This window comes from Streptomyces sp. NPDC090021 (assembly GCF_044748225.1).
Lineage (GTDB): Bacteria > Actinomycetota > Actinomycetes > Streptomycetales > Streptomycetaceae > Streptomyces.
Map to the genome: position 1 here is coordinate 1 of NZ_JBIVFO010000090.1, position 4,579 is coordinate 4,579.

Annotated in this window: 8 protein-coding genes and 2 pseudogenes; 5 read left to right on the forward strand and 5 right to left on the reverse strand. The window is 68.9% G+C overall.

Annotated elements, in window-relative coordinates; translation table 11 throughout:
- Window positions 1-374: 374 nt before the first annotated feature.
- Window positions 375-604: pseudogene (locus ACIPXC_RS34910) on the forward strand (IS5/IS1182 family transposase); the annotation flags it as partial.
- Between the two features lie 176 nt (window positions 605-780).
- Window positions 781-972, forward strand: a complete 192-nt coding sequence (locus ACIPXC_RS34915; protein ID WP_401626506.1) for a hypothetical protein — start codon at window positions 781-783, stop codon at window positions 970-972.
- A 135-nt stretch (window positions 973-1,107) separates the two neighbouring features.
- Here ACIPXC_RS34915 and ACIPXC_RS34920 read toward each other — a convergent pair whose 3' ends face one another.
- Window positions 1,108-1,239 carry a hypothetical protein gene (locus ACIPXC_RS34920; protein ID WP_401626509.1) on the reverse strand — a complete coding sequence of 44 codons (132 nt, stop codon included), beginning with the start codon at window positions 1,237-1,239 and terminating at the stop codon, window positions 1,108-1,110.
- Window positions 1,240-1,677: 438 nt separating this feature from the next.
- Between ACIPXC_RS34920 and ACIPXC_RS34925 the strand changes: the two genes are divergently transcribed.
- The 3 genes and pseudogenes from ACIPXC_RS34925 to ACIPXC_RS34935 all read left to right on the forward strand — a co-directional run bounded on the left by ACIPXC_RS34925 (window position 1,678) and on the right by ACIPXC_RS34935 (window position 2,691).
- Entirely contained in the window at window positions 1,678-1,812 is a 135-nt protein-coding gene (locus ACIPXC_RS34925) for a hypothetical protein (RefSeq protein ID WP_401626512.1), read from the forward strand.
- A 26-nt stretch (window positions 1,813-1,838) separates the two neighbouring features.
- Window positions 1,839-2,054, forward strand: a pseudogene (locus ACIPXC_RS34930) (DUF1877 family protein); the annotation flags it as partial.
- Between the two features lie 145 nt (window positions 2,055-2,199).
- The gene (locus ACIPXC_RS34935; RefSeq protein ID WP_401626519.1) at window positions 2,200-2,691 is read left to right on the forward strand and encodes a hypothetical protein; all 492 of its coding nucleotides are present in this window, start codon (window positions 2,200-2,202) and stop codon (window positions 2,689-2,691) included.
- On the opposite strand, the gene ACIPXC_RS34940 is transcribed toward ACIPXC_RS34935, so the two are convergent.
- The 4 genes from ACIPXC_RS34940 to ACIPXC_RS34955 all read right to left on the reverse strand — a co-directional run bounded on the left by ACIPXC_RS34940 (window position 2,645) and on the right by ACIPXC_RS34955 (window position 4,426).
- On the reverse strand, window positions 2,645-2,794 hold the full coding sequence (locus ACIPXC_RS34940; RefSeq protein ID WP_401626514.1) for a hypothetical protein: 150 nt from the start codon (window positions 2,792-2,794) through the stop codon (window positions 2,645-2,647). The genes ACIPXC_RS34935 and ACIPXC_RS34940 overlap by 47 nt on opposite strands.
- A gap of 302 nt (window positions 2,795-3,096) precedes the next feature.
- A complete protein-coding gene (locus tag ACIPXC_RS34945; RefSeq protein WP_401626515.1) occupies window positions 3,097-3,600 on the reverse strand; it encodes a GNAT family N-acetyltransferase in 504 nt (167 codons plus the stop codon).
- Between the two features lie 182 nt (window positions 3,601-3,782).
- Window positions 3,783-4,052, reverse strand: coding sequence for a hypothetical protein (locus ACIPXC_RS34950; protein WP_386466207.1), 270 nt, complete (start codon window positions 4,050-4,052; stop codon window positions 3,783-3,785).
- Between the two features lie 17 nt (window positions 4,053-4,069).
- The gene (locus ACIPXC_RS34955; protein ID WP_401626517.1) at window positions 4,070-4,426 is read right to left on the reverse strand and encodes a hypothetical protein; all 357 of its coding nucleotides are present in this window, start codon (window positions 4,424-4,426) and stop codon (window positions 4,070-4,072) included.
- Window positions 4,427-4,579 lie beyond the last annotated feature (153 nt).

Genomic DNA, 4,579 nt, shown 5'->3' on the forward strand with positions numbered 1-4,579 from the left:
CGACTCTATCAGACTCTTTCGTGTCCGATTTCCTCGGCGCTTTCCAGGTTTCCGCTTTCGCGTTTCCCTTTCCGGCGGTCCCGACTCTATCAGAAGTTTTCCACCGGATTTCTCCGGCTTCGATTCCCGAATGAAGAGTCGAGTGTCCCCACTCGAAAGTGAATCCTTGTGGGGGCCGCTGCCGAGCGCTTCAGCTCCAGGCAACTGTTCAACTCTACAACCGTGCCCGGGAGGAGTCAAAACGTCCCTCCCCACCCAGGTCACGGCGCCCGCCGAGCCAGGTTCAAGCAGAGGGGGCGGGCAGACCGTGCAGGAGCGCTTCCGCCGCTCGCCAACGGAAACGGACGGCAGCTGGGTGGTCAGCCGATCTCGGAGATCCACATCGCAGGTGGTCGGTGGACGGCACGGGGGAAAGGCCCTGCGGGCCGTCCCGGCCGACGCTGACGCAGTTGGCCGGATCGACTGCAGCATGGTGGGCGTCGACTCGACGTCCTGCCGAGCACGCCCGCACGCGACCGGTGCCCTCAGGCGGGCACCGCGGGTTCCGGGCCGACGCGGTCGCCCGATGAGGCACCGTTGCGACGTACTCCTCGCGCCGAAACGGCCGGTACCTGCAGTGCCGACCGATGGCTCAAGACGTTCTGCGCGGTGGCCACCCGTTACGACTGGCCCTGGTGCCTCGCGTTCGATCTGCCGGCCACTGTTCGGGACGGTACTCGCTGCCGCTGGACCGCCGGGCGTGTCCCGATAGCGGCCTTCGCGAGAGGCACCGTCACGGTCGTGGTGGCAGGAGACACAGGTGACCGTGACCGGAATGGCCAGCCCACCCCGCTGGACCACGACAACCCCGACATCGTGCTGGGTGTCGACACGCACAAGGACGTCCACGTTGCCGCCGTAGTCTCGGCCGCCGCCGGCGTCTTCGTCGAGAGCCGGAGCCTCCCGACGACCGCCGAGGGCTACGAGCACTGACCGGACCGGGCCCGGACCCTGGGCCACCTCGGCCGGGCCGGGGTGGAGCGCACGGGCTCATACGGCGCCGTACTCAGCCCGCTACCTCCGCAGTCAGGGAATAACGGTCTTCGAGGTCAATCAGCCCGACAGTGATCACCGGCAGGACGAGGGGGCGCCCGCGAAGGCCTGCGGCGGACCTGCAGAAATACCCAGACTGTTCAGGACGGCCAAGGCTTCCGCGATCAGGTCCCGCAGGTCCCGGGCCCAGGCGATCAACCAGCTCAAGGCCGTTCTCCTCGTCCTCGGCTCCTACCTCTTCCGAGACCAGGACTCCGAGCTCACTCGACCAGCCCAGACAGCACCTCGCCCGCCCACACCGAGGTGCGACTGCCGAAGGCGGTACGCCTCCCACCAGGCCCCGCTCGACGGCAGGGGTTGGCAGACAGGCTGACCGGCGACGGGGATCGCGCCGTGCAGGCGGCGGCTCAGGACTTGATGGCCGCGATCGACAACCACGTGTGTGCGGCCTGCCGCCCCGCCTGACCACAGGCCCGTTGCCGCCGGCCCGCTGGCCCGGCGGCCGTCCACTGCACCGGGACGCCGACGCCCTTTCTCGTCGGCCACCCTCAGCATCCGCGCACCGTGGTGTCCCCCCACTCCCGTGCACGAGCGATCGACGCTCGTTCGGGCCCACTGTCGGAGCCTCTCCTCCGGCTGTCGCCCGTGAGCATGAACGGCGAGTACCTGCGTGTCACACCCGGCGAACTGACCCGGGCCCTGGATCTCGCCGAGGAGATCCAGGACGCGCAGGAGGACGACGAAGGGACCACACCGGCCGAGGCTCGTCACTCCTGCTGAAGCGTTCGCTGTTCCCGCTCGACATCGTGTACGGCGAGGAACCCATCCCCGAGGCCGATGACCGGGGCTACGGGCTGCCCCGGTACGTGACTGCCGACCGGGTAAGGCTGGCCGCCGACGCACTGACGCGGATGACCTATGGCCAACTGATCCAAGGCGTCGACCAGTCCGAGCTCGCCGCTGCCGAGGTCTACCCACAGAACTGGGACTCGCCCACGTCGCTGGACTGGACCCGCGACCTCTTCATCCGCTTGACGGAGTTCTTCCGAGCTGCGGCCTCGGACGGTCACGCCCTGGTGATCGATGGCGTCGGTGCTGGAGGAGCGGGAGACAACGGCCCGTGTGCGAGTGGATGGGCTACGGGAGGAAGTCGCCCGGTTGGCCGAGGTGCTGGAGACCACCAAGATCGCGCTGGACCGGCGGGTGATCGCGCGGGAAGAGCTGATCGAGGCCCTGGCAGCCTCGGCTGCCGAGGCCACCACCGGGACCGAGGCCGAGGAGAAGGCGGTGCTGTCGCTCGCACCGGTGCCGGGCTCGACGGTGCCGCCCTGGCGGGAAGGGCTGCCGGCGACGGTTCTGGCGCCGGACTACCAGCGCATTCTGGGCGTGCTGGGACAGCAGCGATCCACGGGGCACGGACCACTTCGGGCCAGGCGGCGAGAGTTCATCAACCAGGCGACCGTACGCTCTGCCACCCACCGCCTCGGCAGCACCACGAACCCTGCCGTGTCGTCGGCGCGCCTGACGATCTCCAAGGTCAGGGCGAGCTTGTCCCGGCACCAGCCGACGAGGGAGCCGGTGTGGCCGCCGTCGGTCCGCACGGGGGTGTCGGTCACGATGTGCCGCTTGCGGCCTGGCGCCTTCTTCCCGCCGTCGTAGCCGCGTGAGGCAGCCGGTCGTGGAACACGGCGATCAGCCCGTGCTCGCGCCAGCGGCGGAAGAAGGCGTAGACCCGTGCCCATGCGGGGAAGTCCGCGGGCATCGCCCGCCACGAGATCCCGCCCGCGACCAGGTAGGGATCGCGTCCAACAGCTGCCGGTGGCAGTAGCCCTCGGACCGTCCACCCCGCCCCTGGAACCAGGCCGGCACCGGAGGACAACACGCTCGGGCACGTACGACAAAAACAACAGGGCCTGCGGGAACCACTCGGAATGGGATCGCACCCCCGAGCTACCTGGAGGCCTGCTTTCACCCGCGGAAACCGCCGCGGTCACCCGATCGGGACTCCCGATCGGGACTCCCGATCGATCGACAGCCTTCGAGATCGCTGCGGGCAACAACCACTTACGTGACGGAATGCTCCGGCAGGGCGAGCCAGTCCGACCAGGAGATCTCGCGACCGAGGAAGCGCGGCTGCTCGAACGGCCAGTCGGCGGCGATCCACTGCGGCACCAGCGCGTCGAGGGCCTGCTCGACCTCGCTGCCCACCAGCTCGTCCACCACCCACCAGGAGATCTCGCCGTCCGCGCCGGCCCTCTCCGGAGGGTCGATGTAGACACAGCCGAGCAGAGCTGTCTCCGCCGCGTCGAACAGCGCGTAGTTGAAAGACTGGTGTGCGGCGATCTCCTTCTCGTGCCGCAACAGGTCGGCCCGGTCGGCCTCGTAGGTCATGGTGGCCGCAGGCCAGCCCCAGGCCGGACCGAAAACGGTCCACAGCCGCTCGCGCGAACCCATCACCGCCGGATAGTCGAGCGGGGTGTCCGCCTCCCGGATCGGCCGCAGGTGATGGTCACCGCCCGGCAGCGGTACCAGGACGGGGTGGACGAAGTCATCGGGAAGCCAACTCATGGCGCCCGACCGTAGCAGCGCGCCGTCGCCCGCTCCCCTGGATTTTCCCTGTACACCGCCAGGCCCTGCTCTCGTGCCGGGCAAGCCCGCGATCACCCGATCGGGACTCCCGTTCGATCGACACTCTCCATGATCGGTACGGCAACGGCTTCCGAGGGACCAGTCCCGCCGGCCGGCGGAGGTCAGAGGTTGACGCGTTTGAGGTAGACCCGGCTGCGGTGCGCGATGGTCTGGTACCAGACCATGAGGTGTTCGTCCTCGTACGTACGCAGCCGCATGGGGTGGGGGTCCTCGTAGAGGCTGCCGTCCTTGGGGTCGATGGCCATCGCGGCGAGGTCGACCAGGCCGTCCATGACGGCGCCGACCAGCTCCTGCTGGGCCGCGGGCATGTCGCCGAGCACCCACAGCCGACTGGGGTCGCACTCCCAGGCCCAGCCGCTGTCGTTCTCCACGCCCTCACCGCGCCGGGTCACTGACCGATCTCGCGCTGGGCCTCGGCCAGGATGCGGCTGCTGGTCTCCATGGCGACGCGGAACTGTTCCTCTGTGGCGTCGGGATCACCCGCGATCCGCTCCGCTTCGTGCAGCGCCGCCGAACGGGCCGGCCAGCGGTGGATCGCCACATGTGTGGCCCACTTGATCAGGAAGAACCGCAGCGGGTTGATGGCGCCCGTCTCCGCAGCACGGTCGAAGGCCTCGTTGCATTCCTTGTCGAGCACGGCCAGGTTGGCCATGTCGATCCGGCGCACGGCGTCCCGCAGGGCTTCCCGTGTCATCGCCGGCTGGGGGATGAGGGGCCCGCCGTCTTCCCACTGCTGTGCTGTCATCGTGTCCTCCAGGGGAACGCTGCCCAGGATACCCAGCCGAGTCCCAGAACCTGGTGGCGAACGCAGAAAAGCCCCGCACCATGACGGTGCGGGGCTTTCCCACAATGATTGTTCGGCGGCGTCCTACTCTCCCACAGGGTCCCCCCTGCAGTA